Consider the following 26,209-nt stretch of genomic DNA (forward strand, 5'->3'; position numbering starts at 1 on the left):
AGGTGGTGGTCACTGGGGGAACGCACCACGAGAAGGGGGCTGCCATGGGCTGGCACCGCGAGCTGATGATCGGCTTCGACCTGGAGACGACCGGCACCGATCCGTGCGAGGCACGCATCGTCACCGCCGCCGTCATAGAGGTGAAGGACGGCGCGGTCCTCGGCCACCGGCAATGGCTGGCCGACCCCGGAGTGCCGATCCCCGAAGAGGCCATCGCGGTGCACGGTGTCACCAATGAACGGGCGGCCGCCGAGGGCGAGCCGGCCGACCGGGTCGCCGACGCCCTCGCCGAGATCCTCGTGGGCTACTGGCGCACGGGCGTCCCGGTGGTCGCCTACAACGCGACGTTCGACCTCACCCTGCTCTCCGCCGAGCTCGCCCGGCACGGGCTGCCGTCGCTGCGCGAGCGCCTCGCGGGCGCCGAGCCGGGACCGGTCGTCGACCCCTACACGATCGACCGCACCGTCGACCGCTACCGAAGGGGCAAGCGCAACCTCGAAGCGGTCTGCACCGAGTACGGCGTCCCGCTCGACGCCGCGCACGACGCGTCGGCGGACGCCCTGGCCGCGGCGCTGCTCGCCCGCGCGATAGGCGAGCGGCACGCGAAGGTCGCCCAGCTCGGCGCGGCCGAGCTGCATCGCAGACAGGTGGAGTGGTACGCGGAGTCGGCGGCCGACTTCCAGAACTTCCTGCGCCGGAAGGGCAATCCGGACGCGGTGGTGGACACTGTGTGGCCGATGCGGGCGCTCGACACACCGGCCGCCCCGTAACGCGCGGCGCCGGGCGGGACCGTTCAGAACGGGTACCAGCGAACCTCCGGGGCCCCGTCCCGCAGCGAGGCCACCCGACGCCGGAACTCCGCCAGCGCCTTCGGGTTGGTGGGCGCGTGCTGCGAGACCCACGCGCAGGACGCCGTCTCCCGCGCGCCGCGCAGCACCGCGCAGCCCTCCCATTCGCGTACGTCCCAGCCGTACGCGGACACGAACCCGTCGTACGCCTCGGCCGGCAGCCCGTACCGGTCCCGCGACAGGGCCATCACGACCAGATCGTGCTCCCGCAGATCGGAGGAGAACGTCTCGAGGTCGACGAGGACGGGGCCCTCGGGACCGATGTGCACATTGCGCGGCAGGGCGTCGCCGTGGATCGGCCCGGGCGGCAGGTGCGGGATCAGCGCCGCGGCGGTGGCCGCGAACCCGTCCCGCCGCTCGCGCAGATAGTCCGCGTCGGCCGGGTCGATCGCGTCGCCCGCGAGCCGCAGCCAGCGCTCGACCCCGCCGAGCAGTTCACGGCGCGGCAGCTCGAAACCGGTCGGCGCGGGCAGCGCGTGCACGAGCCGGAGCAGCTCCGCCAGATCGCGCGGCTCGGCCGGGCGGACGGCCGCCGGGATCCGGTGCCACACGGTCACCGGGTGCCCGTCCACGACGAGCGCCTCGTCCTTCGCGGCGCGCACCGCGGGGACGTCGTGCGCGGCGAGGTAGGAGGCGATGGCGACCTCGCGGCGGGCGCGGTCGAGGAGTTCGGTGCCGCCGTGCTCGATGCCCCGGCCGATCTTGACGACGAGGTCGCCCGCGGCGAACACCGCGTTCTCGCCGAGCGCGAGCAGCTCCGCCGCGCCCGCGGCACCCGTGGCACCCGCCGCCCCGGCGGCGCCGTCCACGACGTCCGCCCGCGCCAGCACGTCCCGTGCCCGTGCCTCGTCCATGCTGTGCCTCCCGCGATCCCGCGTCTCACCTGGTAGGAGGCCCAGTCTCGCACCCGGGCCGGGGCGCACCGCGGCCGGTGAGCGGAAAACCGGTGGACGAGTGCGCGGGGGCCCGGCCAGCATGTGGGGCATGTGCAGCGCAGCCATGATGGCCGTCTCGGTGACCCGCCAGGTTCTGGGCTGCGCGCACGCCGTTCGGCTGCGCGTCGGCCCGGCGCTCTGACCGGTTCCGACGCGGCGAACCGCGTGCGCGAGAGCGTGCGCGACTGATCGCGGTCCCGGTCGGCGCCTTCATCCGCCCTTTTTCCGTACGGATGACAGGACCGCAGGCCATGGCCTCCCGCTCCACCGGCACGTCGCGTTCGCGTGCCCTTTCGCAGAACTTTCTCGCCGACCGCGCCGCCGCGCGCCGTTTCGCACGGCTGGCGACACCCGACCCGACCCCGCTCCTGCTCGAAGTGGGCGCGGGCAGCGGCGCGTTGACCGCGCCGCTCGCCCGTCGCGCCGCGGACCTCGTCGCGTACGAGATCGACGAGCGGCTCGTCGCGAAGCTGCGCGAGCGGTTCGCCGCGCAGGCCCACGTGCGCGTACAGCACGCGGACTTTCTCGCGGTGCGGCCGCCCAGGACCCCGTTCGCCGTCGCAGGGAACGTGCCGTTCTCGCGGACGGCGGACGTCGTGGACTGGTGCCTGCGCGCCGACGCGCTGACCCGCGCCGTGCTGCTCACCCAGCTCGAGTACGCCCGCAAACGCACGGGCGACTACGGGAGTTGGACCCGCCGCACCGTCCTGACCTGGCCGCAATTCGAGTGGCGGCTGCTCGGCCGGGTGCCGCGCGGCGCGTTCCGCCCGGCCCCGCGGGTCGACGCGGGCGTGCTCCGTATCGACCGCCGCGCGAGGCCCCTGATCACGCGGGCCGAGTACCCCGCGTACGAACGGCTCGTGACGCTCGGCTTCTCCGGCGTCGGCGGCAGCCTGCACGCCTCCTTGCGCCGCGCCCACCCGCGCCGCCGGGTCGACGCGGCCCTGCGCGAGGCGGGCATCCGGCCCGGCGCCCTCGTCGGGGAGGCGGCGCCGGAGCAGTGGCTGCGGCTCTCGGAGGTCCTGACGCGATAATCGGTTGCACGAGACGTCTCGTCTCGCTTACGGTGGGGGGCATGACGAACCCGAACCACGGCAAACGTGCCCACATCGCCATGTTCTCCATCGCCGCCCACGGGCACGTGAACCCGAGTCTCGAAGTGATCCGGGAGCTCGTCGCCCGTGGGCACCGCGTCACGTACGCGATCCCGCACCTGTTCGAGGAGAAGATCGCCGAGACCGGTGCCGAGCCGGTCCTCTACCGCACCACGCTCCCCGGCCCCGACGACGACCCGGAGGCGTGGGGGACGACACTGCTCGACAACGTGGAGCCGTTCCTCGACGAGGCGATCCAGGTCCTCCCGCAGCTCATCGAGGCCTACGAGGGCGAGGGCGGGGCCGGCGTCCCCGACCTCGTCATCCACGACATCACCTCGTACCCGGCGGGCGTCCTCGCCCACCGCTGGGGTGTGCCCGCGGTGACGCTCTCGCCGAACCTCGTCGCCTGGGAGGGGTACGAGGAGGAGGTCGCGAAGCCGATGTGGGAGGAGCCCCGGCAGACGCCGCGCGGCAAGGCCTACTTCGAGAAGTTCGACGCATGGCTCAAGGAGTCCGGCGTACCGAAGAGCGCCGACGAATTCTGGGGCAGCTACGAGCGCACGCTCGTGCTCATTCCGAAGGCGCTCCAGCCGAATGCCGACCGGGTCGACGAGAAGAAGAACACCTTCGTCGGCGCGTGCCAGGGCGATCGTTCCGCGCAGGGCGACTGGGAGCGCCCCGCCGACGCCGAGCGCGTCCTCCTGGTCTCGCTCGGCTCGTCGTTCACCAAGCAGCCCGATTTCTACCGGGAGTGTGTGAAGGCGTTCGGTGATCTGCCCGGCTGGCACGTCGTGCTGCAGGTCGGCAGGCATGTCACCGCCGAGGACCTCGGGGAGGTTCCCGGCAACGTCGAGGTGCGGCAGTGGGTACCGCAGCTGGCGATCCTCAAGAAGGCCGACGCCTTCATCACGCACGCCGGGGCGGGCGGCAGCCAGGAGGGCCTGGCCACCGCGACGCCGATGGTCGCCGTGCCGCAGGCCGTCGACCAGTTCGGAAACGCCGACATGCTCCAGGGGCTCGGTGTCGCCCGGCACGTACCGATGGAGGAGGCCACCGCGCAGACGCTGCGGGAGGCGGTCCTCGCGCTCGTCGACGACCCGGAGGTGGCGCGCCGTCTTGCCGCGGTTCAGCGGGACATGGCCACGGAAGGCGGCACACGGCAGGCGGCCGATCTCATCGAGGCGGCGCTGTAGACGCGATTCTTCACGGAACGGTTCCGCCGTTCCGTGAAAAGCGTGTGCGTAAGAGATAACGAATTCGACTCGCCTGCGATGTACGACCGATACCCCCCGGTAAAGGTTGCGTTCGTACGTTCTTGAACTTATTCAGAACGGATTCTTACGGTGAGGTGAACCTACTTTTGAACAAGGAAAGCTGGCGCGCCTCATGCCCCGAGACATACCGTCGTTGCCCGAAGTGCGGCGCATCACGCAGAAGAAGCGCGACGCGTGGTGGACCGTGCTGCTGGTCGACCCGATCGCGACACCTCTCGTCCGGGTCACGGCGCGCTGGACGCGCATCACTCCGAACCAGATCACCTGGGGCGCGCTGATCCTGGGGCTCGGCGCGGCCGGCTGTTTCGCGATGGGGGACTGGCGCTGGCTGATCGCCGGGGCGATCGTCTACCACCTGAGCTTCGTGCTCGACTGCATGGACGGCAAGGTCGCCCGGCTGACCGGGCAGGGCTCCGTGTTCGGCGCCTGGCTCGACTACATCTTCGACCGCGTCCGCGTCATGGCCTGCGCCGTGGCGCTGATGGGCGGCCAGTTCCAGCGCACCGGCGACCTGATCTACATCTGGCTCGCCGTGGCCGTCGTCTTCCTCGACGGGCTGCGCTACATCAACTCGCTGGAGATCTTCAAGACCCGGCACACGATGCGCAAGCAGATCAAGACCCGGATGCGGGCGGCCCGCCGCGCGCAGAACGCGGAGCGCGTCGCGTTCATGGAGGACCTGCTGCGGGCCAACCCGTCCGCGGACATCGAGCAGGACCTGAACGGGGCGGCCGCCGCCGAGGCCGCCGCCGAGGCCGTCGCCGCCGACGACGGCACGGCCCCGGAGCAGGACGACGCGCTGGAGCCCGCGCCGCGTCCCAAGGTCGTCGACCTGCACCAGGAGTTCCGCAGCCGCTTCCCGGTCTATCTGCGTTTCCGGTCCTTCCTGCTGCGCCACCGGATCCGTACGCACCTGGTGAGTGGCATCGAGTTCCAGATGGCCGTCTTCATCATCGGGCCGCTGCTCGACCAGGTGATCGGGGCGACCGTCGCGGCCGGTGTGCTGCTGCTCGTCTTCGAACTCGCCATCGTCTACAAGCTGTTGCTGTCCACGCGCGACTTCGGCCGCACGCTGGAGGCCTTCGAGAAGGACGCCGCCGAGCGGGAGGCCGCGGAGCAGGGCGCCCTGTACGAGGAGAGCGAGAAGGGCCTGTCCACCGTCGCGTGACGCGGACGGTGAACAGGCCGTGGGGCGGTCGTTCGGTGCGGCGTCAGACGCGCACCTGATCGCCGTCCTCGCGCGGCACGGGGGCGGGCTCGATGCCCGCCTCGTCGTGCGTGAGGTCCGGCAGCCTCCGCAGCCACCTCGGCAGATACCAGTTGCGCTCCCCGAGCAGCGCCATCACGGCCGGGAGCAGCACGCCGCGGATGACGGTCGCGTCGATCAGGATCGCGGCGGCGAGGCCCACGCCCATCTGCTTCATGGACTGCATGGACAGCGTCCCGAAGATGCTGAAGACGGCGACCATGATGACGGCGGCGCTGGTGACCACGCCCGCGGTCGTGACCACGCCGTGCCGGATCGCGGCCTCGTTCGTACGCCCCTGAAGCCGCGCCTCCTTGATCCGGGACACCACGAAGACGTGGTAGTCCATGGAGAGGCCGAACAGGATCACGAAGAGGAACAGCGGCAGCCACGTGATGATGGCGCCCACCCCCTCCGCGCCGACCAGGGATGCGCCCCAGCCGTGCTGGAAGACGGCGACGAGGATCCCGTACGCGGCGCCCACCGACAGCAGGTTGAGCACGATCGACGTGATCGCGACCGTCAGTGAGCGGAACGAGAGCAGCATCAGCAGGAACGCGAACGCGACGACGAACGCGAAGACCGGGACGACGGACCCCACGATCTGGTCGTTGAAGTCCTTCGACCCCGCGACCTGCCCGGTGACCGGCGCCTCGACGCCGTCGACCTTGCCGAGCGTGTCGGGCCGCACCTCGTCGCGCAGCAGCGCCAGGCTCTTCTCCGCCCTGTCCTGATCGGAGCCGCCGACGAGCGGTACGTCGACGATCGCCACGTTCTCGTCCCGGTGCACGGTGACCTCGACCGGGCCGCGCGAGGCGCCCGAGCTCACGGCCCGCTCCCGGAAGTCGGCGAGGGCGGCGCGTACCTCGGCGGCGTCGATGTCGTCGGCCTTCACGACCACCTCGGCCGGGTCCGAGCCGCCGGGGAACGCCGCGTTGACCCGGTCGTACGTCGCCACGATCGGCAGCGAGTCGCCGAACTCCTGGTCCAGGGTGAGGTTCTGGGTCTTCATGCCGAGCGCGGGCGCGGCGATCGCGAGCAGCGCGCCGACCGCGACGGCGACGGAGACGGCGGGCCGTGCGAGCACGACGGTCAGCACCCGGCTCCAGAACCGGCTGCCGGCAGCGCCGCCGTTCCCGTTCCGCCGCTTCGTCGGGTGCAGGAACGGGATGCGCCCCTTCTCCACCCGCTCCCCGAGCAGGGAGAGCAGCGCCGGAAGCACGGTCACGGATCCCACCATCGCGACGGCCACCACCATCAGCGAGGCGAGCCCCATCGCCTGGAACTCGGCGAGCCCGGTGAACATCATGCCTGCCATCGCCACGCACACCGTGACGCCGGAGACGATGATCGCCCGGCCGCTGGTGGCCGCCGCGACGCGCAGCGCCGTCTGCGGGTCGTGCCCCTTCATCCGCTCCTCGCGCTCGCGCCGCAGATAGAACAGGCAGTAGTCGACGCCGACCGCGAGACCCACGAGCAGCATCACCGAGTTGGCGGTCTCGCTCATCGGCTGCAGATGGCTGACGAGCCCCATCAGGCCCATCGTCGCCATGATCGCCGTGACGGCGAGCGCCACCGGGAGCAGCGCCGCGACGAGCGCGCCGAACGCGATCAGCAGGATGCCGAGCGCCACCGGCACCGCCGAGTACTCGGCGCGCTGGAAGTCGTCGCCGAACGCGTCGTCGAAGGTCTTGTTCATGCTCGCTGCGCCGATCTCCTCGATCCGCAGCGCGTCATGGTCGTCCGCGACCCCCGCGACGGCCTTCTGGACCGGTTCGACCCGGTCGGCCGCGGTGTCGGGGTCGCCCCGCATGTCGAACTGGACGAGCGCGGTGCGGCCGTCCTTCGAGATCGTCCGGGTGTCGGCCGCGTACGGCGAGCGCACGGCGGTCACCTCGCCGGTGCCCTCGACGGCCCTCACCACGTCGGCGACCGCGGCCCTGAACTCCGGCGCGGTGGCCCGCAGCGCGCCGTTCCTGCTCTGGACGAGCACGGTCTCGCCCGCCGGCTCGTCCACGCCCGCGTCGTCGATGATGCGGGCGGCCTGGCTCGTCTCGCCCTTGAGCTGGTCGTCCTCCGACACGTCCACGCGCCCCGCGACGGACCCCAGGCCCATCGCCACCACGACGAACAGCACCCAGATCCCCACCGCCGCCCACCTGTGCCGGGCGCTCCAGCCACCGGCGCGCGCGGCGAATCCGCGCACCCGGTGCTCCTGCCGTTCCCCGTTCCTCGCCATCGGGTCACCTCCGGAATCGAAGGTATGGGCGGGATAAGGCCGGTTCGTCGTGCTGTTCGGTGAAGTGCGCGAGGTGGGGGTCCGCGCGGAGGATGACCGAAGTCCCCTACATCTATCGGGGGTTGAGCCGCCGGGGGATGAACCCAGACCGAACCTCCGCAAGAGTCCGTTTTGTTATTACGAAACCTTGTTGAGGACGTCACAGCTGTATGAAGGTCTTGATCTGACCGCGTCAATCGGTCAGGGTTTCGTCTCAACCCCCGGACATCTTCCGGAGTTTGACAACCTTCGCGAAGGTTCGTCCTGGGGCGCTGGCATTTCCCCCCACACACCACTGAGGAGATCCCTCTTCATGGCTACAAACCAGCATGCGCGCACGATGAAGCTCACCGCGGCCATAGCCACGGCGGCTACAGCAGTGGGCGTCACCATGTTCGGCGGCTTCTCCGCCACCGCGGCCCCCGCCGAGGGCAAGGTCTACGGGCAGGACGCCAAGGGCGCCGTGTCCGGCAGCTACATCGTGCTGCTCGACCAGAAGGCGGGCGCCGCCGCCAAGAAGGACCTGGCCAAGGAGTACGGCGGCACGATCGAGCGGAACTACAGCTCGGCGGTCAACGGCTTCTCGGCGAGCGGCCTGTCGGACACCGAGGCCAAGCGCCTCGCCGCCGACGGCGCCGTCTCGAAGGTCGTCCAGAACAAGAAGTTCCACATCGACGCCACCCAGGACAACCCGCCGTCGTGGGGCCTGGACCGCATCGACCAGGCGGAGACCGCGGGCGACAGCAAGTACACGTACCCGGACAGCGCGGGCGAGGGCGCGACCGCGTACGTCATCGACACCGGGGTCCGGATCAGCCACAAGGACTTCGGCGGCCGTGCCTCCTACGGCTTCGACGCCGTCGACAACGACGACAGCGCCGACGACGGCAACGGGCACGGCACGCACGTCGCCGGCACCATCGCCGGTGACGCGCACGGCGTCGCCAAGAAGGCGAAGATCGTCGCCGTCCGCGTCCTCGACGACCAGGGCTCCGGCACCACCGAGCAGGTCGTCGCGGGCATCGACTGGGTGACCGAGAACCACCAGGGCCCCTCCGTCGCCAACATGTCGCTCGGCGGCGGCGTGGACGAGGCGCTCGACGCGGCGGTCAAGAAGTCCATCGACTCCGGCGTCACCTACGCGGTGGCGGCGGGCAACGAGTCGGCGGACGCCTCCCAGTCCAGCCCCGCCCGGGTCCCGGAGGCCATCACGGTCGCCTCCTCCACGAAGGACGACGAGCAGTCGGACTTCTCCAACTACGGCTCCGTCGTCGACATCTACGCGCCTGGATCGGACATCACGTCCGACTGGAACACCGGGGACGACGCCACCAACACCATCTCCGGTACGTCGATGGCGACGCCGCACGTCGTCGGCGCGGCCGCCGTCTACCTGGCCGGGCACAAGGACGCCGCCCCGGCCGACGTCGCCAAGGCGCTCACCGACGGGGCCACCCCCGACGCCATCAAGAACGCGTCGGACGGCACCGCGAACAAGCTCCTGAAGGTCACCGAGTAAACGTTTCGGCTCGATGACCGGCGGCCGCCGTGCCCACCCCCACGGGGAACGGCGGCCGCCTTATCGTGTGCGCATGACTCAGGCGACGACCGAGGGATACGCCGCGCTGCTGCGCGGCATCAACGTGGGCGGCAGCAAGAAGGTGCCGATGGCCGTGCTGCGGCCGCTGATCGAGGGCCTGGGCCTCACCGACGTACGCACCTACCTCCAGAGCGGCAACGTCGCGTTCACCGCGCCCGACGGCGGCGACGAGGAATCGCTCGCCGCCTCGATCACCAAGGCGATCGCCGAGGAGTTCGGCTTCACGGTCGACGTCCTCGTGCGCGGCCACGCCTACCTGAAGGCGGTCATGGCCGACTGCCCGTTCCCGGCCGCCGAACTGGAGGCCAAGCAGCTGCACGTCACGTACTTCTCGGAACCCGTCACCGCCGAGCGCTTCGCCGCCGTGGACCCGGCCGCGTTCGCACCCGAGGACTTCCGCCTCGGCGACCGCGCCCTCTATCTCTACGCTCCCCAGGGCCTCGGCGTCTCGAAGCTCGGGGCCCAGCTGGCCCGTCCTGCCCTCAACAAGGGCCTGATCGCGACGAGTCGCAACTGGAACACCGTGACGAAACTGGTGGAGCTCACCGCCCCACGCTGAGCGCGTCCGTGAAAAGGTCGGCGCATGCGCTACATCATCATCGGAGCAGGAGCGGTCGGCGGCGTCATCGGCGGACGGCTCGCGCAGTCCGGGCACGGTGACGTCGTGCTCGTCGCGCGCGGCGGCCAGTACGCGGCGCTGCGCGACAAGGGGCTGCGCGTCGAGACGCCGGACGGCCCGCACACCCATCAACTCCCCGTCGTGGACGGCCCGGAGGCGCTCGGCACGCTGCGCGCCGACGACGTGCTGATCCTCGCCGTGAAGACCCAGGACAGCGCGGCGGCGCTCGCCGCCTGGGGACCGCGCCCCGTCGAGGGCGGCGGCACGGCGTCGCTGCGCCTCCCGCTGGTCTGCGCGCAGAACGGAGTGGAGAGCGAGCGGCTCGCCCTGCGCACCTTCCAGCGCGTCTACGGGATGTGCGTGTGGCTGCCCGCCACCTTCGTCGAGCCGGGTGTCGTCCGCGCCCAGGGCGCCCCGCTCTCCGGCATGCTGCACCTCGGCCGCTACCCGTCGGGCAGCGACGGGACCGCGCGGGCGATCTCCGCCGACCTGGAGAAGGGGCTCCTCGAAGCGCCCGTCGTCGACGACGTCATGCGCTGGAAGTACGCCAAGCTCCTGTCCAACCTGGCCAATTCGATCGAGGCGGTCTCCGGCGTGCTCACCAGCGAGGAGGGCATCGCCCTGTTCCGCCGGGCCCGCGCCGAGGGCGAGGCGGTGCTCGACGCCGCCGGCATCGCGTACGCGAGCCAGGACGAGGAGAAGGTCACCCGCGCCGACAAGATCACCTTCGAGCCCTTCGACAGCTCCCCGCGCGGCGGCGGCTCCTCCTGGCAGTCCCTCCAGCGCGGCGCGGGCAGCATCGAGGCCGACTACCTCAACGGCGAGATCGCCCTCCTCGGCCGCCTGCACGGAGTGCCGACGCCGGTCAACGACGTCCTCCAGGAGCTCGCGAACGAGGCGGCGCGCGAGGGGCGCTCGGCGGGGGAGACGAGCGTGGCGGACCTGGTGGCGGCGGTGGACGCGCGCAGCGCCTCGTAGTCCCCGCCCGACTGTCGCGTTTGTTCAAGAGGCGCGGGTGCCGGTCGCCGTAGCGTCGGCGGCATGAACGCACTCCGCATGGACACCGTGTACCCGTACCTCACCGAAAGCACCGCCGAGGCCGCCCGCGTCGCGGCAGGCGTCAAGCCCGACCGGCTCGACGCGGCCTCGGGCTGCGGCGACTGGGACGTGCGGACGCTGGTCAACCACTGGACCGTGTACACCTCGCACGGCATGGAACACCGGGCGCGACGCACCCAGCTGCCCGAGGAACTGACGGCGCGCGACCTCACGGCCGAGGAGGACTGGGCATCGACCTACGCCGCCGACCTCGACCGGGCGGTCGCCGCCTGGGCGGACCCGGCCGTCTGGGAGGGCGAGGTCGACCTCGGCTTCGCCCAGCAGCCGGCCCCCGAGGTCGCCGCCCTGCTGTGGGCCGAACTCGTCCTGCACGGCTGGGACGTGGCCCGCGCCACCGGCCAGGAGTTCGCCGTGTCGGACGGCGCGGCGGCGCTGCTGCTCCAGGTGGTGGAGGCGAACGCCGAGCTGTACCGCCAGTACGAGGGCTTCGCCGCGCCGGTCGCCGTGGGGGACGACGCCTCCGTGTACGCGAAGGCCCTCGCCCTCAGCGGCCGCGACCCGCGCTGACGGGGCTCACTCGCCGCGCCACTGGGCGTCCCGCCGTGCCCACCGCACGGCGGGCCCCACGCCGAGGCCCGCCACCACGAACAGCGCCCCGAGCACGGCCCAGCCCGCCGTGCCGTGCCGGATCGCGGTGACGGTCACCAGGGCGGGCGCGGCCATCGTCGCCGCGGCCTGACCGGAGTTGAACACGCCCTGGTAGACGCCCTGCGCCCGCGAGTCCGCCAGGCCGTAGCCGACCGTCCAGCCGCCCGCCGCCTGCAGCACCTCGGCGGACACCTGCACCACCGCGCCGAGCACCAGGATCCCCAGCGCCCACAGCGGCGAAAGCCCGGCAGAGAAGGCGAAGAACGCGCAGGACAGGGCGAGCAGCAGCCCCGAGCGGCGCATCGCCTTCACCGCGCCCGGCAGATCCTCCACCCCGCGCGTCGCCCGCACCTGAACCAGTGCCACCAGCACGCAGTTGAGCACCATGACGAGCGCCGCCGTCCACCGCGGCGCCTCGGTGTGCTGCGTGATCCACAGCGGCAGGCCGACCTCCAACAGGCCGTACTGCAGGGCCAGTACGGCGTTGAGGAAGGTCACCGCCAGGAACGGCAGATCGCGCACCGCCCGCCACCGACTCTCCGCCGGGGTGTCGGCGACCGGCCGCCGCCCCGCACCGCCCGGCAGCCGGTGCACAAGGAGTGCGGACCCGACGAACGCCAGCGCGTCGACGAGGATCAGGACCGTGTACCCGGCCCGGCTGTCGAGCTGCAGCGCGAGCGCCCCGAACGCGCCGCCCACGCCCATGCCCACATTGGTGACCATCCGCAGATGCGCCCGGCCCTCCACACGCTCCCCGGGAGGCAGCACGTCCGCGTACAGCGCGTTGCGCACGCCCATGCTGCCCTGGCTGAGCGTGGCGTAGCAGACCGCCGTCACCAGGAACGAGACATAGCCGCCGATCAGCGTGTACGCCCCGAGCGCCGCGCCGCACCCGATCCACAGGCCGGTCAGCACCGGCCGCCGCCCCCACCGGTCCGAGGCCCGCCCGGCCGGCACCCCCGCCGCGAGCCCGAACACCCCGGCCACCGTGAGGCCCACGCCCACCGAGGTGGCGCTCAGCCCCACGAACCGGGTGAAGTACAGGACGCTCACTGGGAAGAACAGCCCGCGCCCGAACGCGTTGAGGAGCGTGAGCAGGGACAGCCGGCGCAGCACCGGCACCGTGGGCAGCAGCCCGGCGAGCCGAGTGGTGGCAGGCGCGGGCCGGGGCGGAGATGTGGTCATGGCGACAGCGAAGCCGGGTACCCGGCCGCCGCGACAATCCTTTAGCCTCACGCTAAACACTCGAGGAGGGGGACCGGCGCCGTGATCGAGTTCCGGTTCGTCGTGGGCGACCTCGCCCGGACGTCCTTCGCGTACTCGCCCCTCCAGGAGGCCGTGTACTCGCTGCGCTGCTGGCGGGACCCCGCCCGCTACCCGCACCAGCGGCCGTGGCTGCGCCGCCTGGCCCCCGACTTCCGGCGCCTCGACACCGAACTGCTCGGCGCCCTCGTCGCACCCCACTTGTGGCTCCCGGACTTCCTGACCCCGCGCCCGAGCCGACCGCGCCCGACGTTCGCGAGCCAGCTCGCCGAGGTCCGCGCGGTGCCGCCCGAGCTCCTGGAACCCGAATTCACCGCCGCCTACGACACCGTGACGGACCGTCTGCCGCCGGTGCTGCGCGCGGGGCTCGCCGACCCGGCCGCGTTCCGCCACCGCATCGCCGACGCGCTTGAGGCGTACTGGCACACGTGCCTCGCCCCGGACTGGTGGCCGCGCGTCCAGTCCGTCCTGGAGGCCGACCTCACCCACCGCGGCAAGATCCTCGCGGACGCGGGAGTGGGCGGCCTGTTCACCAGCCTCGACCGGCGGCTCTCCTGGGACGGCGACGTGCTGACCCTCGTCCAGCACGACAGCCTCCACCCGTGGCCCGAGGCCGAGATCCCGATCGAGGGCCGCGGGCTCGTCCTCGTCCCCACGCTCTTCTGCCACGGCGCCCACACCATGATCGACCCCGAACTGCCGCCGCTGCTCAGCTATCCGGCCCGGGGCCGCGCCACCATCTCGGAGACCCCGCCCCCGGCGACCAGCGAGGCCCTGACCCGGCTGCTCGGCGCCGCCCGCGCCCGCATCCTGCGCCTCCTCGAGGAACCGGCGTCGACCACCGAACTCGCCCACCGCCTCGACGTCACACCGGGCGCGGTCAGCCAGCACCTGGCGATCCTTTACGACGCCGGTCTGCTGCTGCGCACGCGCAGCGGGCGGAGCGTGCGCTATGCGCGCAGTGAGCTGGGGGAGCGGCTGTGCGGATGAGTGCCGCTCAGGCGCCGACCGCCAGCAACTCCCGTACGGCAGCGGCCTCGTAACGGTCCATCAGGACGCGCGCCACCTCCGGCGCGGCGCCCAGGACGTCCGCCAGGACATCGGCCTCCGCCGCGCCTGCCGCGATGCGGTCGGGCAGGCGGCCGGGGGCGAGGACGTACGGGGCGACCGCGACGCGTTCGCAGCCGAGGGAGCGCAGTTCGCGCACCGCGTCCTCGGTGCGGGGAAGGGATGCGGAGGCGAACGCAGGCCGCACGGCGCACCAACCGGTGTGCCGCCACTCCCGCGCGATTTCAGCGATCACTGCGATCGCCTCCGGGTCTGAGGAGCCCGCCGAGGCCAGGACGACCCCGGTCGTGGGCTTGTCGGCGGGGGTCAACCCCGCCTCGTACAGGCGTCGTTCGAGGGCCGCGACGAGCAGCGGGTCGGGGCCCAGGACCTCCGCCTGGCGGATCCGCATGCCGCGCGGCGCCTCGCGCAGCACCGCGGGGATGTCCGTCTTCGCGTGGAAGGCGCGGGTGAGCAGGAGGGGCAGCGCGATCACATCGCGGACCCCGTCCGCCGCGAGAGACTCCAACACCCCGTGCACGGAAGGCACGTTGAAGTCCAGGAACGCCGTCTCCACCCGCACGCCGGGGTTCTGCGCCCGCACCTCGCCCACCAGGGCGTGCACGGTCGCGGCATGGCGCGGGTCGCGGCTGCCGTGGGCTATGACGAGGAGGGCGGGAGGGGCGGGGAAGTGGCTCATCGGGTGCTCAGTTCTTGACGAGACGTGACGAGGGGGCCGTGTCGCGCAGGACGCGGCGTTCAAGCGGGCCGAAGAACAGCAGGTCGACGGCGATGCCGACGGTCGGGACGAGGAGGGCGGCGAGGAGGACCGCCGGCAGGGCGCCCGCACCCGTGTCCGGGTGGGACGCCGAGCCGATGAGTTCCACCGCCAGCACCGCACGCCAGGAGAACGCCCAGCCCCGCTTGAGACCGGCGACGTAACCCGGAAGGGCTCGGCCGCCCGCGACGGCGGGGACCGCGCCGAACAGGATCACGGCGTACAGCGTCGAGTCGGTCGGGCCGAGCCACAGCACGGCCGCGGGGACCCACACCACCGACGGCAGCGACCGGAGCCCCGACAGGAGCGGGCCGATCGCCGACCGTACGGACGGCTTGTGGACCATGGCGAGCCCCAGCAGCGTGCCGATCGCCGCGGCGAGCGGACAGCCGAGCAGTGCCGCGTGGGTCGTCGCCATGGTGACCTGGGGACCTAGAAGTCCCAGCCCTCCTCGTCCACCAGCGCCTTGGGGTCCTCCGCCGAGGCGAAGGACTCGCCGGCCATGCCCGCCGCGAGCGTCGTGCCGTCCGACGGGTCGACCAGCAGGAACGAGCCCGTGCGGCGCGAGTCCGCGTAGGAGTCGATGGCGAGCGCCTCGGCGATCCGCACCTTGACCCGGCCGATGTCGTTGGCGACCAGCTGACCCGGCTCCGGGTGCTGGGAGAGGTCGTCGAGCGTGAGCCGCGACGGGATCTCCTTGACGATCGCCTTGACCGTACGGGTGGTGTGCTTCAGCAGCACGCGCTGGCCGACGCTGAGCGGGGTGTCCGCCACGTGGCACACCGTCGCCTCGATGTCCTGCGAGGTGGCGGGCGCGTCGTGGCTCGGCACGATCAGGTCGCCGCGCGAGATGTCGATGTCGTCCTCCAGGAGGAGGGTCACCGACTGCGGCGTCCACGCGACGTCGACCGACGTGCCCAGCAGGTCGATCCCGGTGACCTTCGACGTACGGCCCGAGGGCAGCACGGTGACGGACTCGCCGACGCGGAACGTTCCTGCCGCGATCTGCCCCGCGTAGCCCCGGTAGTCCGGGTGCTCGGCGGTCTGCGGGCGGATCACGTACTGGACGGGAAGGCGCGCGTGGCACGTGGTGAGGTCGTGGCTGACCGGCACCGTCTCCAGGTGCTCCAGGACGGTCGGGCCGCCGTACCAGTCCATGTTGGCGGACGGCTCCACGACGTTGTCGCCCGCGAGCGCCGAGATCGGGATCGCGGTGATCTCCGGGACGCCCAACTGCCCGGCGTACGCGGTGAATTCCTCGGCGATCTTCGCGAAGACGGTCTCCTCGTAGTCGACGAGGTCCATCTTGTTGACCGCGAGGACGACGTGCGGGACGCGCAGGAGCGCGGCGACCGCGGCGTGCCGGCGGGTCTGCTCGATGACGCCGTTGCGGGCGTCGACGAGGACCACGGCGAGGTCGGCGGTCGAGGCGCCGGTCACCATGTTCCGCGTGTACTGCACGTGCCCCGGGGTGTCCGCCAGGATGAAGCGGCGGCGCGGGGTCGCGAAGTAGCGGTACGCGACGTCGATGGTGATGCCCTGCTCGCGCTCGGCGCGCAGGCCGTCCGTGAGCAGCGCGAGGTCCGGCTCGGCGGCGCCGCGCGAACGCGACGCGAGCTCGACGGCCTCCAGCTGGTCGGTGAGGACCGACTTGGAGTCGTGCAGCAGGCGGCCGACCAGAGTGGACTTGCCGTCGTCGACGGAACCGGCCGTGGCGAACCGCAGCAGGGTCGTCGCCGAAAGCCCGGCCAGCTCCTCGGCGGCGGAGGCAGTGGTGCTCATGTCTAGAAGTACCCTTCGCGCTTGCGGTCTTCCATCGCGGCCTCGGACATCTTGTCGTCGGCGCGGGTGGCGCCCCGCTCGGTGAGCCGGGAGACGGCGATCTCGGCGATCACCTTGTCGATCGTGGTGGCGTCCGAGTCGACGGCGCCGGTGCAGGACATGTCGCCGACGGTGCGGTAGCGGACCTGCCGCGTCTCGACCGTCTCGTCGTCCTTCGGGCCGCCCCACTCGCCCGCGGTCAGCCACATGCCGCTGCGCTTGAAGACCGGGCGCTCGTGCGCGTAGTAGATCTCCGGCAGTTCGATGTTCTCGCGGGCGATGTACTGCCACACGTCCAGCTCGGTCCAGTTGGACAGCGGGAACACGCGGACGTGCTCGCCGGGGGCGTGCCGGCCGTTGTACAGCTGCCACAGCTCGGGGCGCTGGCGGCGCGGGTCCCACTGGGAGAACTCGTCGCGCAGGGAGAACACGCGCTCCTTGGCGCGGGCCTTCTCCTCGTCGCGGCGCCCGCCGCCGAAGACGGCGTCGAACTTCTCCTGCTGGATCTTCTCGGTCAGCGGCACGGTCTGGAGCGGGTTACGGGTCCCGTCCGGACGCTCGCGCAGCTTGCCCGCGTCGATGTACTCCTGCACGGACGCGACGTGCAGGCGCAGGCCGTGCTTCTCGACCGTGCGGTCGCGGTAGTCGAGGACCTCGGGGAAGTTGTGCCCGGTGTCGACGTGCAGCAGGGAGAAGGGAATCGCCGCCGGGGCGAAGGCCTTCAGCGCCAGGTGCAGCATGACGATGGAGTCCTTGCCGCCGGAGAAGAGGATCACCGGCCGCTCGAACTCGCCCGCCACCTCGCGGAAGATGTGCACGGCCTCGGACTCCAGCGCGTCCAGGTGGCTGAGCGCGTAGGGGGAATCAGTGTCCTCGGTCACTGTGGCTACGGTCGTCATGCGGCGAGACCCCTCTCGGTGAGCAGCGCACGGAGCGCTGCCGCGGACTCCTGCACGGTCTGGTTCTGCGACTCGATGCGCAGGTCGGGCGATTCGGGTGCCTCGTACGGGTCGTCGACACCGGTCAGGCCGGTCAGTTCACCGGCCGCCTGCTTGGCGTACAGGCCCTTCACATCGCGGTCGGAGCACACCTCCACGGGCGTCGCGACGTGCACCTCCAGGTATCCGGTGCCGCCGGTCTGGTGGCGCTTGCGGACGGCCTCGCGGCTGTCCGCGTACGGCGCGATGACCGGGACGAGCGCCAACACGCCGTTACGGGCCAGGAGTTCGGCGAGGTAGCCGATGCGCTGGACGTTCGTGTGCCGGTCCTCGCGGCTGAAGCCGAGGCCCGCCGAGAGGTACTCGCGGATCTCGTCGCCGTCCAGCACCTCGACCTTGCGGCCCTCGGCGCGCAGCGTGTTCGCCAGCTCGTACGCGATGGTGGTCTTGCCGGCGGACGGCAGACCCGTGAGCCAGATCGTGGCTCCGGTCACTTGGTTCTCCAAAGTCCGTGTTTCGTTCATGAGTTCAGGCCCGGTCAGCCGTGCAGTCCGCACTCGGTCTTGGCCTGTCCCGCCCACCGTCCGGCGCGCGCGTCCTCACCTTCGAGGAGGCGGCGGGTGCACGGGGCGCAGCCCACGGAGCCGTAGCCGTCCATCAGGAGCGGGTTGGTGAGCACGCCGTGCTCGGCGACGTAGGCGTCGACGTCGTCCTGCGTCCAGCGGGCGATCGGCGAGACCTTGACCTTCTGCCGCTTCTCGTCCCAGCCGACGACCGGGGTGTTGGCGCGGGTCGGGGACTCGTCGCGGCGCAGGCCCGTGGCCCACGCGGCGTACCCGGCGAGCCCTTCTTCCAGGGGCTTCACCTTGCGCATCGCGCAGCACAGGTCGGGGTCGCGGTCGTGCAGCTTCGGGCCGAACTCGGCGTCCTGCTCGGCGACGGTCTGCCGGGGCGTGAGCGTGATGACGTTGACGTCCATCACGGCCTCGACGGCGTCCCGGGTGCCGATCGTCTCCTCGAAGTGGTAGCCGGTGTCGAGGAATACGACGTCCACGCCGGGCATCGCGCGGGAGGCGAGGTGGGCGACGACCGCGTCCTCCATGGACGAGGTCACGCAGAACTTCTTGCCGAAGGTCTGCGCCGCCCACTGGAGGATCTCCAGCGGGGACGCGTCCTCCAGATCGCGCCCGGCCTGCTCGGCGAGCGCCTTCAACTCATCCGTGTCCGTGGGGGCCTGAGCTGTCGTCATATCTGTTCCCCTCCACCGTCGTTGCGCTGAACCCCGCGGGCGAGCAGCCCGCGGAACTTCAACGTGAAGGCTCGATTGCAGGCCGCGCATTCCCAGGCGCCGTGACCTTCTTCGCCGGGGCGAAGGTCCTCGTCACCGCAGTAGGGGCAGTAGAAGGGCGCGGCACGCTCGCTCATGAGAGGGCCTCCGCGGAGGCACGCGCGGCCCAGGTCGCGAACCGCTCGCCGTCCTCGCGCTCGGCCTCGTAGTTCTTGAGGACGCGCTCGATGTAGTCCGGCAGTTCGGCCGACGTGACCTTCAGGCCGCGCACCTTGCGGCCGAACCCGGCCTCCAGGCCGAGCGCGCCGCCGAGGTGCACCTGGTAGCCCTCGACCTGGTTGCCCTCGTCGTCGAGGACGAGCTGCCCCTTGAGACCGATGTCCGCGACCTGGATACGGGCGCAGGCGTTCGGGCAGCCGTTGAGGTTGATGGTCAGCGGCTCGTCGAACTCCGGGAGCCGCTTCTCCAGCTCGTCGATCAGCTGCGAACCGCGCTGCTTCGTCTCGACGATGGCGAGCTTGCAGAACTCGATGCCGGTGCAGGCCATCGTGCCGCGCCGGAACGGCGAGGGCTTGACCTGGAAGTCGAGCGCCTCAAGACCGGCGACGAGCGAGTCGACCTGGTCCTCGGTGACGTCGAGGATGATCATCTTCTGCTCGACGGTGGTGCGCAGCCGGTCCGAGCCGTGCGCCCCCGCCAGTTCGGCGATCTTCGTGAGCGTGGTGCCGTCCACCCGGCCGACGCGCGGCGCGAACCCGACGTAGAAGCGGCCGTCCTGCTGCTGGTGGACGCCGATGTGGTCGCGCCACTTCTGCGCGGGCTCCTGGGGCGCGGGACCGTCGACGAGCTTCCGCTTCAGGTACTCGTTCTCGAGGACCTCGCGGAACTTCTCGGCGCCCCAGTCGGCCATCAGGAACTTCAGGCGCGCGCGGTTGCGCAGGCGGCGGTAGCCGTAGTCGCGGAAGATGCCGACCACGCCGGCCCACACGTCGGCGACCTCGTCCAGCGGCACCCACGCGCCGAGACGCTGCGCGAGCTTGGGGTTGGTGGACAGGCCGCCGCCGACCCAGAGGTCGAAGCCGGGGCCGTGCTCGGGGTGCTCGACGCCGACGAAGGCGACGTCGTTGATCTCGTGGACCACATCCTGGACAGGGGATCCCGAGATCGCGGTCTTGAACTTGCGCGGCAGGTTGGAGAACTCCTTGCTGCCGATGTACCGCTCGTGGATCTCGTCCACGGCGGGCGTGCCGTCGATGATCTCGTCGGCGGCGATGCCGGCCACCGGGGAGCCGATGATCACTCGGGGGCAGTCGCCGCAGGCCTCGGTCGTGGACAGGCCCACGGCCTCCAGCTTGTCCCAGATCGCGGGAACGTCCTCGATGCGGATCCAGTGCAGCTGGATGTTCTGCCGGTCGGTGATGTCGGCGGTGCCCCGCGCGTACTGCTCGGAGACCTCGCCGATCGCCCGCAGCTGCGGAACGGTCAGCCGGCCGCCGTCCACGCGCACGCGCAGCATGAAGTACTCGTCGTCCAGCTCCTCCGGCTCCAGGACGGCCGTCTTGCCGCCGTCGATGCCGGGCTTGCGCTGGGTGTACAGGCCCCACCAGCGCATGCGTCCGCGCAGGTCCTGGGGGTCGATGGAGTCGAAGCCGCGCTTGGAGTAGATCGTCTCAATACGTGTCCGTACATTGAGACCGTCGTCGTCCTTCTTGAACTGCTCGTTGCCGTTGAGCGGAGTGAAGTGGCCCACGGCCCACTGGCCCTCGCCACGGTGACGGCTCACCTTGCGGCGGGGCGTGACGGGGGTAGGCGTATCCGGGGTGGCAGCCATGGATGTGTGTCCTTCAGGCAGGCTTAAGGCGGCTCTGACCAGCGCACTTCGCGGCAAGGGCGCGGCGGTGCGCAGGGGATCAGGTGTAACGAGAGATCGGCGGTGCTGGAGAGATCAGCGCGCCGGACAGATGGCGCTGGACATGCGGCCGAAGTCGACGTGGCGTCGACTCACCAAGGCGGTTCCAGCTGTAGACATGACGAAAGCGTGTCACGGGACTTTGGGCCCGGTCCACCATCGTCCGCAATCTGGACGAGATCGTCTCGGATCGTGGACGAAAGTGGCGCCGGTCACAGCGGTGGGGAGTTGCTCAACGGGCAGGCGGGGCGGGCTCAGGCGGCGGGAAGGGCCCCCGGCCACGGGCCCGCGGTCGGAAGGTCCGGCTCCTCTTCGGTCGCCGTGTGGAACAGCTTGAAGCCGCGCCGCTCGTAGTTGGCCATCGCGTGCTCCCCGTCCTTGCTGCACGTGTGCAGCCACACCCGCTTCGTCGGCTCCCGGTCGGGCCATCGCTCCGCCAGGTCCCAGGCGCGCGCGACCGCGTACGACAGCAGGTGCCCGCCGATCCGGCGCCCCCGGAACGCCGGGATCAGGCCGAAGTAGACGACCTCCACCACACCGTCGTCCTGCGCGTCCAGCTCCACGTACCCGGCGGGCGTGCCCTTCTCGTACGCGACCCAGGTCTCGGCGCCCGGACGCGACAGCTGCTCCTGCCACTGCGCATAGGTCCAGCCCAGCCGGTCGAGCCAGCGGATGTCGCTGCCCACCGACGCGTACAGGAAGCGGCTGAACTCCGGGGAGGGCACCTCGGAGCGCACGACGCGCACGTCGTCGCCCTCCGGCGGGACCGCGGGGCGCAGGTCGGACGGCGCGGTCTGCTCCAGCGACCACGTGGTGACGGTGAGGGTGTTGCTGCTGCTCATGCGGCACATCGGATCACGCCCGACGGGCTATGGCCAAGGCTGCCCGGAATGCGGGAAGATCCCGCAGCGCGCAACAGCGCCACCCCCCGCGCCATCCGTACCAGCCCAACCGGAGGTTGTACCGATGTCACGTCGCTCGACCCGTGGTGCGCTCGCCGCGACCACCCTCACCGTCGCCCTCGCCACGCTCGCCGCACCCGCCCTCGCCGCGCCAGGATCGGCGCAGGCCAGGGTCTTCATGGTCAACCCGGTGCAGTCCTCGGGCGACCAGTCCCTCACCGACGCCAAGGACTCCGCGACGGCGGTCCCGAGCGCCCAGTACGCCGCCGCCGCGCTGCGCAATCTCGACGGCAGTGGCGGCCTGTCCGGAAAGTGGGCCTACGTGAGATCCGAGACCGGCGCTGCCGCCAAGGTCGCGGACGCCGGGACCTACACCCGCCACGACGACCAGTTCGAGCAGGTGATGGCGTACTTCTGGGTCAACGAGGCGCAGGAGTACCTCCAGTCCCTCGGCTTCGGAACCGAACTGCGCGGCGCCAATGACCGCGCCCAGCCCGTCCGCATCAACCAGTGGGGCGCCGATAACTCCTTCTTCACCGACAAGAAGGCCGAGATCCGCTTCGGCAAGGGCGGCGTCGACGACGCGGAGGACGCCGAGGTCGTCGTCCACGAGTACGGGCACGCCGTGCACAACGCGCAGGTCCCCGGCTTCGGTACGTCCCTGGAGGCCGGCTCGATCGGCGAGGCGTTCGGCGACTACCTCGCGGTCGAGGTCGGCGCGGCGGCCGACGCCCGGTACGGCTGGCCGCGCAAGACGGACCTGGCGTGCGTCGCGGACTGGGACTCCGTCTCGTACACGTCCTCGGCGCCGCACTGCCTGCGCCGCATCGACACCGACAAGACGTACGCGGACCGGGTCGGGGAGGTGCACGCCGACGGCGAGATCTGGTCGCGCGCCCTGTACGACATCCGCCGCGCCCTCGGCGCCCGCACGGCCGACCGGATCATCGTGAACGCCCAGTTCGCCTTCGCCCCCGACACGAGCTTCGAGGCGGCGGCGAAGGCGACGGTCGCGACGGCGCGGCAGATGTACGGATCGGGAGCGGAAACGGCGGTGCGCAAGGCCTTCGTCGACCGGGGGATCCCGGGCGTCTAGGCCTTGCGCACGTGGTCGGGCGTCTCAGCCGTCGTCGCGGCTGCGGCTGAGGCGTCCCGGCCACCAGGACTTCGGGCCGATGTCCCGGACGAGTGCGGGGACCAGGAGAGAGCGGACGACCAGGGTGTCCAGGAGGACGCCGAAGGCCACGATGAACGCGATCTGCACCAGGAAGGCGAGCGGGATCACGCCGAGTGCGGCGAACGTCGCCGCGAGCACGACGCCGGCCGACGTGATCACGCCGCCCGTCGCGACGAGCGCCCGCAGGATCCCGTCCCTTGCCCCGTGCTCCAGGGACTCCTCGCGGGCCCTCGACATCAGGAAGATGTTGTAGTCCACGCCCAGCGCGACCAGGAACACGAACCCGTACAGCGGCACGGACGCGTCGGTGCCGCTGAAGCCGAACACGTGCTGGAAGACGAGGGAGGAAATGCCCAGTGTGGCCACGAAGTTGAGGGCCACCGTCGCCACCAGGAGCAGTGGCATCAGCACGGACCTCAGCAGCCCGACGAGGATCACCAGGATGATCGCGAGGACCACCGGCACGATCAGCATGCGGTCGCGCTCGGCGGTCTGCTGGGTGTCGTACTGTTGCGCGGTGTAGCCGCCGACGAGCGCGTCCGCGCCGTCGATGGAGTGCAGGCTCGTGCGCAGACCGGCGACCGCCTCCTTGGCGGCGTCGCTGTCGGCCGGGTCCTCCAGCGTGACGTCGACGCGGACCTTGCCGTCCACGACACGGGGCGAGCCGCCGCCGGGACGGCCCTGCTCGCTCAGGACCGCCGCGCTCGCGACGCCGTCGGCCTTCTCGGACCGTGCGACGACCTCGTCCGCGTGGCGGGCGTCCGCGATCACCACGGCCGGGTTGCCCGAGCCGCCGGGGAAGTGCTCGGCCAGCGTGGCCTGCGCGGCGACCGAGGGGGCGTCGTTGACGAAGATCTCGTCGAGCGGCACGCCCTTCGACGTGAGGGTGGGCGCGAACGCGGCGCACACCAGCAGCCCGGCGAGGGAGATCGCCCAGATCTTGCGCGGCGCCCGCTCGACCGCCCGCGCGACGCGCCGCCAGAGGCCGTGCCCGGCCCCGGACCCGTCGTCGGCGCGCACCTTCGCGGGCCAGTACGCGGCGCCGCCGAGCAGCACCAGGGCGGCGGGCAGGAACGTGAGGGTGCTCAGGACGGCGCAGGCGATGCCGATGGCGCCGACCGGGCCGAGCGCGCGGTTGTTCGTGAGGTCGCTCAGCAGCAGCGCGAGCAGGCCGAGGGCGACGGTCGCGGCGCTGGCCACGATCGCCCCGGTCGAGCGGCGCAGTGCGGCCCGCATCGCGGTGAACCGCTCGGCGCCCGAGGCGAGTTCCTCGCGGTAGCGGGCGGTCAGCAGCAGCGCGTAGTCGGTCGCTGCGCCGATGACCAGGATCGACAGGATGCCCTGCACCTGTCCGTCGACGCGGACGACGTCGTGGTCGGCGAGTACGTAGACGACGGCGCAGGCGGCGCCGAGCGCGAACACCGCGCCGAAGATGATCACGAAGGGGAGCAGGACGCTGCGGTAGACCAGGATCAGGATCACCAGGACCGCCAGCAGGGCGACCGACAGCAGCAGCCCGTCGATCCCGGCGAAGGCGTCGGACAGATCGGCCTGGCTGGCCGCGGGTCCGGCGATGGCGGCGTTCGCGCCCGGCACCTTCGACGCCGCGGACTCGATCCTCTCGAGCGTCGGCGCGAGCTCGTCCCCCAGGTCGGGCCGCAGCTGGACGACCCCCTGCAGGGCCTCGCGGTCCTTCGACGGCAGGGCGGGCGAGACCTGCCCCACCACGCCGGGCTCGCCCTTCAAGGAACTCAACGCGCGGGTGGCGGCGGCCCGTTGGTCGTCGGTTATGGCGCCGTCTCCGTCGGCGGTCCACACGACCACCGCGGGGAGCGTCTCGTCCTCGCTGAAGGCGCGCTGAGCGTCGATCACGCGGGTGGACTCGGCGCCCTGCGGCAGAAAGGCGGCCTGGTCGTTGGTGGCGACCTCGCCGAGCTTCCCGGCGTACGGACCGAGCGTGCCGCCGACGGCGAGCCAGCCGAAGAGCAGGACGATCGGCACGAGCCAGCGGGCGCGTCGGTGGGTGCGGGGCATGGTTCTCCCAAGGAAGGCGGCCGGAAAGCTCAATCAAAAAGTATCTCAATGATTGAGTTAACTGGATGGTGGCATACGTCGTTCCTTCGGCCGCACCCGCCCCGGCGGATGCAGTCGGTCAGGGGTGAAGGGGGTTATGCGCGGGGGCTCTCCACCGCGGCGAGTTCCTGATTGAGCGAGCCGAGGAACCTCACGACGACGTCCAGCTCCGTCGCGCTGAAGTCGCCGCGCACCCGGTCGGCCGCCTCCGCGAGCGGCCCGAAGTACTTCCGCGCCCGCGCCTGCGCGCCCGGCACGTACTGCAGATGCACGACCCGCCGGTCCGCGCTCTCACGCACCCGCCGCAGATGCCCCGCCCGTTCGAGCCGGTCCACGCAGGCGCTCACCGCGCCCGACGTCAGGCCGAGACGGCGGCGCAGCACGCTCGGGGTGACGGGCTCCGTGGCGTCCAGGACGACGGCGAGCGCCTGTACGTCCGTGGGGTGCAGGTCCTGGCCGGAGGCGAAGCCGTGCACGACGCGGGTCAGCTCCCCGTTGAGGCGGCGCAGCTCCACCGCGAGGCGCCGCAGGTCCGATGGCGCGGACGCGGCCCCTTCGTCGGTCTCCCCGGTCTGTCCACCCACGCCCACCACGACTTCTCTTCCACTTGAACCTGTACGAGGCTGCGCCAGCTTACTCGGGCCGCAGGTCGGGGCGTCGGATCACGTCGAGGGGTACCCGACGCCACGGGCTCTTGCGGTTCGCCGGGTCGAGCAGGGACTTCACATGCGCGTCGGCGACGTCCTGCGCGGGCAGCAGGGCCTCGGAGGGCGTGCCCCGGGCGCCCTCCCGCCAGACCGAGAGGCCGAGGAGGTAGTGCTCGCCGTACTCCTGCCACGTCTCGTACGTGCCCGCCACCCGCGGCACCACGTTCTTCAGCAGGTTCCAGGTGTCCGCCTCGGTGAGCAGCCCGGCGGCGAAGCCACACCGCGCCATGTCCGCGTACAGGGCGATGTCCCAGGCCAGCGGCTCGACGCCGAGCCGCGCCCGGACCTGCTCCCGGAACCCCGACCGCGCCAGCGCCCCGAGCCGCCCGATCAACTCGTCCCGGTTCCCGGTCTCCCACTGCTCGACCAGCCGCCGCCGCGCCTTGGCCTCGTCGACCCGGGCGAACGGATGCAACGTGCCGCGGGACGCGTCCCTGCCCGTACGCACGGGCGCGCTCAACGACACCATCCAGAGCTGGTGCGGCGTGAGGGGCGTCCGGTATATGCGCCGTGTCCTCGGCTTGATGAGTGTGAAGCCCATGGGCGCGGACTGTACCGAACACGTGATCGCGTCTGCCCGGGGCGGCCCATCATCCCTCTCGGGTGCGCAACGCCGGTACGGCCAATTCAAGCCCCGCCGGCGATTGAGGCGCGGGGTCCGGGGCAGAGCCCCGCGACGTGGGCACGGTCACCCGCAACAAG

General features: G+C 71.5%; 23 protein-coding genes and 2 pseudogenes. 10 read left to right on the forward strand and 15 right to left on the reverse strand.

The features are described 5' to 3' along the window. Window positions 1-44 precede the first annotated feature (44 nt). A complete protein-coding gene (locus ACZ7L4_RS08125; RefSeq protein WP_472100774.1) occupies window positions 45-770 on the forward strand; it encodes an exonuclease domain-containing protein in 726 nt (241 codons plus the stop codon). Between the two features lie 23 nt (window positions 771-793). On the opposite strand, the gene ACZ7L4_RS08130 is transcribed toward ACZ7L4_RS08125, so the two are convergent. After that, complete coding sequence (locus ACZ7L4_RS08130) at window positions 794-1,702, reverse strand: phosphotransferase enzyme family protein (protein WP_472100776.1); 909 nt, start codon at window positions 1,700-1,702, stop codon at window positions 794-796. Window positions 1,703-2,034: 332 nt separating this feature from the next. Here ACZ7L4_RS08130 and erm point away from each other — a divergent pair, with 332 nt between their 5' ends. The 3 genes and pseudogenes from erm (at window position 2,035) to ACZ7L4_RS08145 (ending at window position 5,322) form a co-directional block, all read left to right on the forward strand. Continuing rightward, complete coding sequence (erm, locus tag ACZ7L4_RS08135; RefSeq protein ID WP_472100777.1) at window positions 2,035-2,817, forward strand: ErmE/ErmH/ErmO/ErmR family 23S rRNA (adenine(2058)-N(6))-methyltransferase; 783 nt, start codon at window positions 2,035-2,037, stop codon at window positions 2,815-2,817. Between the two features lie 4 nt (window positions 2,818-2,821). Beyond that, window positions 2,822-4,073 (forward strand): annotated as a pseudogene (gene mgt / locus ACZ7L4_RS08140) (macrolide-inactivating glycosyltransferase). Between the two features lie 193 nt (window positions 4,074-4,266). Further along, complete coding sequence (locus ACZ7L4_RS08145) at window positions 4,267-5,322, forward strand: CDP-alcohol phosphatidyltransferase family protein (RefSeq protein WP_472100778.1); 1,056 nt, start codon at window positions 4,267-4,269, stop codon at window positions 5,320-5,322. Between the two features lie 43 nt (window positions 5,323-5,365). Here ACZ7L4_RS08145 and ACZ7L4_RS08150 read toward each other — a convergent pair whose 3' ends face one another. Continuing rightward, window positions 5,366-7,639 (reverse strand): MMPL family transporter, encoded by a 2,274-nt coding sequence (locus tag ACZ7L4_RS08150; protein WP_472100779.1) that lies wholly within the window; start codon window positions 7,637-7,639, stop codon window positions 5,366-5,368. Window positions 7,640-7,991: 352 nt separating this feature from the next. Between ACZ7L4_RS08150 and ACZ7L4_RS08155 the strand changes: the two genes are divergently transcribed. The 4 genes from ACZ7L4_RS08155 (at window position 7,992) to ACZ7L4_RS08170 (ending at window position 11,523) form a co-directional block, all read left to right on the forward strand. Then, window positions 7,992-9,197: a S8 family peptidase gene (locus tag ACZ7L4_RS08155; protein ID WP_472100781.1), complete on the forward strand. Its 1,206-nt coding sequence runs from the start codon at window positions 7,992-7,994 to the stop codon at window positions 9,195-9,197. A gap of 73 nt (window positions 9,198-9,270) precedes the next feature. Beyond that, entirely contained in the window at window positions 9,271-9,837 is a 567-nt protein-coding gene (locus ACZ7L4_RS08160; RefSeq protein WP_472100783.1) for a DUF1697 domain-containing protein, read from the forward strand. A 24-nt stretch (window positions 9,838-9,861) separates the two neighbouring features. Then, on the forward strand, window positions 9,862-10,875 hold the full coding sequence (locus tag ACZ7L4_RS08165) for a ketopantoate reductase family protein (RefSeq protein ID WP_472100785.1): 1,014 nt from the start codon (window positions 9,862-9,864) through the stop codon (window positions 10,873-10,875). A 63-nt stretch (window positions 10,876-10,938) separates the two neighbouring features. Continuing rightward, a complete protein-coding gene (locus tag ACZ7L4_RS08170) occupies window positions 10,939-11,523 on the forward strand; it encodes a TIGR03086 family metal-binding protein (protein ID WP_472100787.1) in 585 nt (194 codons plus the stop codon). Window positions 11,524-11,529: 6 nt separating this feature from the next. Here ACZ7L4_RS08170 and ACZ7L4_RS08175 read toward each other — a convergent pair whose 3' ends face one another. Then, window positions 11,530-12,789, reverse strand: a complete 1,260-nt coding sequence (locus tag ACZ7L4_RS08175) for an MFS transporter (protein WP_472100788.1) — start codon at window positions 12,787-12,789, stop codon at window positions 11,530-11,532. An 81-nt stretch (window positions 12,790-12,870) separates the two neighbouring features. Between ACZ7L4_RS08175 and ACZ7L4_RS08180 the strand changes: the two genes are divergently transcribed. Next, window positions 12,871-13,857, forward strand: coding sequence for an ArsR/SmtB family transcription factor (locus ACZ7L4_RS08180; RefSeq protein ID WP_472100789.1), 987 nt, complete (start codon window positions 12,871-12,873; stop codon window positions 13,855-13,857). A 7-nt stretch (window positions 13,858-13,864) separates the two neighbouring features. On the opposite strand, the gene ACZ7L4_RS08185 is transcribed toward ACZ7L4_RS08180, so the two are convergent. From ACZ7L4_RS08185 to ACZ7L4_RS08225, 9 genes and pseudogenes are all read right to left on the reverse strand, one after another. Further along, window positions 13,865-14,614: a sirohydrochlorin chelatase gene (locus tag ACZ7L4_RS08185; RefSeq protein ID WP_472100790.1), complete on the reverse strand. Its 750-nt coding sequence runs from the start codon at window positions 14,612-14,614 to the stop codon at window positions 13,865-13,867. Between the two features lie 7 nt (window positions 14,615-14,621). Next, a pseudogene (locus ACZ7L4_RS08190) lies at window positions 14,622-15,089 on the reverse strand (ABC transporter permease); the annotation flags it as partial. A 35-nt stretch (window positions 15,090-15,124) separates the two neighbouring features. Then, entirely contained in the window at window positions 15,125-16,474 is a 1,350-nt protein-coding gene (locus ACZ7L4_RS08195) for a sulfate adenylyltransferase subunit 1 (protein ID WP_472100792.1), read from the reverse strand. A 2-nt stretch (window positions 16,475-16,476) separates the two neighbouring features. Beyond that, window positions 16,477-17,412 (reverse strand): sulfate adenylyltransferase subunit CysD, encoded by a 936-nt coding sequence (gene cysD, locus ACZ7L4_RS08200; RefSeq protein WP_450812647.1) that lies wholly within the window; start codon window positions 17,410-17,412, stop codon window positions 16,477-16,479. Further along, a complete protein-coding gene (gene cysC / locus ACZ7L4_RS08205) occupies window positions 17,409-17,975 on the reverse strand; it encodes an adenylyl-sulfate kinase (RefSeq protein ID WP_385763724.1) in 567 nt (188 codons plus the stop codon). Before cysC ends, cysD begins: the two co-directional genes overlap by 4 nt. A gap of 14 nt (window positions 17,976-17,989) precedes the next feature. Next, window positions 17,990-18,700: a phosphoadenylyl-sulfate reductase gene (locus ACZ7L4_RS08210; RefSeq protein WP_472100793.1), complete on the reverse strand. Its 711-nt coding sequence runs from the start codon at window positions 18,698-18,700 to the stop codon at window positions 17,990-17,992. Further along, on the reverse strand, window positions 18,697-18,876 hold the full coding sequence (locus tag ACZ7L4_RS08215) for a hypothetical protein (RefSeq protein ID WP_326017139.1): 180 nt from the start codon (window positions 18,874-18,876) through the stop codon (window positions 18,697-18,699). The genes ACZ7L4_RS08210 and ACZ7L4_RS08215 overlap by 4 nt, the downstream gene beginning before the upstream one ends. Continuing rightward, a complete protein-coding gene (locus ACZ7L4_RS08220; RefSeq protein WP_472100795.1) occupies window positions 18,873-20,570 on the reverse strand; it encodes a nitrite/sulfite reductase in 1,698 nt (565 codons plus the stop codon). The genes ACZ7L4_RS08215 and ACZ7L4_RS08220 overlap by 4 nt, the downstream gene beginning before the upstream one ends. Before the next feature lie 332 nt (window positions 20,571-20,902). Then, window positions 20,903-21,490 (reverse strand): GNAT family N-acetyltransferase, encoded by a 588-nt coding sequence (locus ACZ7L4_RS08225; RefSeq protein ID WP_472100797.1) that lies wholly within the window; start codon window positions 21,488-21,490, stop codon window positions 20,903-20,905. Window positions 21,491-21,614: 124 nt separating this feature from the next. On the opposite strand from ACZ7L4_RS08225, the gene ACZ7L4_RS08230 reads away from it, so the two are divergent. After that, on the forward strand, window positions 21,615-22,646 hold the full coding sequence (locus tag ACZ7L4_RS08230; protein ID WP_472100798.1) for a M4 family metallopeptidase: 1,032 nt from the start codon (window positions 21,615-21,617) through the stop codon (window positions 22,644-22,646). Between the two features lie 24 nt (window positions 22,647-22,670). Here ACZ7L4_RS08230 and ACZ7L4_RS08235 read toward each other — a convergent pair whose 3' ends face one another. The 3 genes from ACZ7L4_RS08235 to ACZ7L4_RS08245 all read right to left on the reverse strand — a co-directional run bounded on the left by ACZ7L4_RS08235 (window position 22,671) and on the right by ACZ7L4_RS08245 (window position 26,048). Continuing rightward, on the reverse strand, window positions 22,671-24,761 hold the full coding sequence (locus ACZ7L4_RS08235; RefSeq protein ID WP_472100799.1) for an MMPL family transporter: 2,091 nt from the start codon (window positions 24,759-24,761) through the stop codon (window positions 22,671-22,673). Between the two features lie 134 nt (window positions 24,762-24,895). Next, window positions 24,896-25,384 carry a MarR family winged helix-turn-helix transcriptional regulator gene (locus ACZ7L4_RS08240; protein ID WP_472100800.1) on the reverse strand — a complete coding sequence of 163 codons (489 nt, stop codon included), beginning with the start codon at window positions 25,382-25,384 and terminating at the stop codon, window positions 24,896-24,898. A 49-nt stretch (window positions 25,385-25,433) separates the two neighbouring features. Further along, the gene (locus ACZ7L4_RS08245; RefSeq protein ID WP_472100801.1) at window positions 25,434-26,048 is read right to left on the reverse strand and encodes a DUF1266 domain-containing protein; all 615 of its coding nucleotides are present in this window, start codon (window positions 26,046-26,048) and stop codon (window positions 25,434-25,436) included. Between the last annotated feature and the right edge of the window lie 161 nt (window positions 26,049-26,209).

The organism is Streptomyces sp. NPDC107575, from assembly GCF_055657265.1.

What these genes read in the sequence shown, in the direction of transcription:
- ACZ7L4_RS08145 (WP_472100778.1), top strand. Translation starts at nt 4,267, where the DNA reads ATGCCCCGAGACATACCGTCGTTGCCCGAAGTGCGGCGCATCACGCAG.
- ACZ7L4_RS08225 (WP_472100797.1), bottom strand. Translation starts at nt 21,490, where the DNA reads ATGAGCAGCAGCAACACCCTCACCGTCACCACGTGGTCGCTGGAGCAG.
- ACZ7L4_RS08175 (WP_472100788.1), bottom strand. Translation starts at nt 12,789, where the DNA reads ATGACCACATCTCCGCCCCGGCCCGCGCCTGCCACCACTCGGCTCGCC.
- ACZ7L4_RS08160 (WP_472100783.1), top strand. Translation starts at nt 9,271, where the DNA reads ATGACTCAGGCGACGACCGAGGGATACGCCGCGCTGCTGCGCGGCATC.
- ACZ7L4_RS08150 (WP_472100779.1), bottom strand. Translation starts at nt 7,639, where the DNA reads ATGGCGAGGAACGGGGAACGGCAGGAGCACCGGGTGCGCGGATTCGCC.
- cysD (WP_450812647.1), bottom strand. Translation starts at nt 17,412, where the DNA reads ATGACGACCGTAGCCACAGTGACCGAGGACACTGATTCCCCCTACGCG.
- ACZ7L4_RS08195 (WP_472100792.1), bottom strand. Translation starts at nt 16,474, where the DNA reads ATGAGCACCACTGCCTCCGCCGCCGAGGAGCTGGCCGGGCTTTCGGCG.
- ACZ7L4_RS08235 (WP_472100799.1), bottom strand. Translation starts at nt 24,761, where the DNA reads ATGCCCCGCACCCACCGACGCGCCCGCTGGCTCGTGCCGATCGTCCTG.
- ACZ7L4_RS08215 (WP_326017139.1), bottom strand. Translation starts at nt 18,876, where the DNA reads ATGAGCGAGCGTGCCGCGCCCTTCTACTGCCCCTACTGCGGTGACGAG.
- ACZ7L4_RS08125 (WP_472100774.1), top strand. Translation starts at nt 45, where the DNA reads ATGGGCTGGCACCGCGAGCTGATGATCGGCTTCGACCTGGAGACGACC.
- erm (WP_472100777.1), top strand. Translation starts at nt 2,035, where the DNA reads ATGGCCTCCCGCTCCACCGGCACGTCGCGTTCGCGTGCCCTTTCGCAG.
- ACZ7L4_RS08185 (WP_472100790.1), bottom strand. Translation starts at nt 14,614, where the DNA reads ATGAGCCACTTCCCCGCCCCTCCCGCCCTCCTCGTCATAGCCCACGGC.
- ACZ7L4_RS08170 (WP_472100787.1), top strand. Translation starts at nt 10,939, where the DNA reads ATGAACGCACTCCGCATGGACACCGTGTACCCGTACCTCACCGAAAGC.
- ACZ7L4_RS08245 (WP_472100801.1), bottom strand. Translation starts at nt 26,048, where the DNA reads ATGGGCTTCACACTCATCAAGCCGAGGACACGGCGCATATACCGGACG.
- ACZ7L4_RS08165 (WP_472100785.1), top strand. Translation starts at nt 9,862, where the DNA reads ATGCGCTACATCATCATCGGAGCAGGAGCGGTCGGCGGCGTCATCGGC.
- ACZ7L4_RS08220 (WP_472100795.1), bottom strand. Translation starts at nt 20,570, where the DNA reads ATGGCTGCCACCCCGGATACGCCTACCCCCGTCACGCCCCGCCGCAAG.
- cysC (WP_385763724.1), bottom strand. Translation starts at nt 17,975, where the DNA reads ATGAACGAAACACGGACTTTGGAGAACCAAGTGACCGGAGCCACGATC.
- ACZ7L4_RS08210 (WP_472100793.1), bottom strand. Translation starts at nt 18,700, where the DNA reads ATGACGACAGCTCAGGCCCCCACGGACACGGATGAGTTGAAGGCGCTC.
- ACZ7L4_RS08230 (WP_472100798.1), top strand. Translation starts at nt 21,615, where the DNA reads ATGTCACGTCGCTCGACCCGTGGTGCGCTCGCCGCGACCACCCTCACC.
- ACZ7L4_RS08155 (WP_472100781.1), top strand. Translation starts at nt 7,992, where the DNA reads ATGGCTACAAACCAGCATGCGCGCACGATGAAGCTCACCGCGGCCATA.
- ACZ7L4_RS08130 (WP_472100776.1), bottom strand. Translation starts at nt 1,702, where the DNA reads ATGGACGAGGCACGGGCACGGGACGTGCTGGCGCGGGCGGACGTCGTG.